Origin of the sequence: Escherichia sp. WS1451 (genome assembly GCF_046487365.1) — a bacterium.
Classification (GTDB): domain Bacteria; phylum Pseudomonadota; class Gammaproteobacteria; order Enterobacterales; family Enterobacteriaceae; genus Escherichia; species Escherichia coli.
In genome coordinates this window covers 1-711 of record NZ_JBJQJP010000077.1, presented here as the reverse complement: position 1 = coordinate 711, position 711 = coordinate 1, and the positions used below count along the sequence as shown (strand labels likewise).

1 protein-coding gene is annotated in these 711 nt (G+C 53.4%); it reads right to left on the bottom strand.

The genetic code is table 11. The annotated features are described in order from the left end of the window. A partial coding sequence (locus ACJHX7_RS26220) for an AadA family aminoglycoside 3''-O-nucleotidyltransferase (protein ID WP_065806410.1) occupies nt 1-710 on the bottom strand: 710 nt, incomplete at its 3' end. Nucleotide 711: the final 1 nt, after the last annotated feature.

Sequence of the window (711 nt, the reverse complement as noted above, 5' to 3'; positions counted from 1 at the left end):
GAGGCCAAGCGATCTTCTTCTTGTCCAAGATAAGCCTGTCTAGCTTCAAGTATGACGGGCTGATACTGGGCCGGCAGGCGCTCCATTGCCCAGTCGGCAGCGACATCCTTCGGCGCGATTTTGCCGGTTACTGCGCTGTACCAAATGCGGGACAACGTAAGCACTACATTTCGCTCATCGCCAGCCCAGTCGGGCGGCGAGTTCCATAGCGTTAAGGTTTCATTTAGCGCCTCAAATAGATCCTGTTCAGGAACCGGATCAAAGAGTTCCTCCGCCGCTGGACCTACCAAGGCAACGCTATGTTCTCTTGCTTTTGTCAGCAAGATAGCCAGATCAATGTCGATCGTGGCTGGCTCGAAGATACCTGCAAGAATGTCATTGCGCTGCCATTCTCCAAATTGCAGTTCGCGCTTAGCTGGATAACGCCACGGAATGATGTCGTCGTGCACAACAATGGTGACTTCTACAGCGCGGAGAATCTCGCTCTCTCCAGGGGAAGCCGAAGTTTCCAAAAGGTCGTTGATCAAAGCTCGCCGCGTTGTTTCATCAAGCCTTACGGTCACCGTAACCAGCAAATCAATATCACTGTGTGGCTTCAGGCCGCCATCCACTGCGGAGCCGTACAAATGTACGGCCAGCAACGTCGGTTCGAGATGGCGCTCGATGACGCCAACTACCTCTGATAGTTGAGTCGATACTTCGGCGATCACC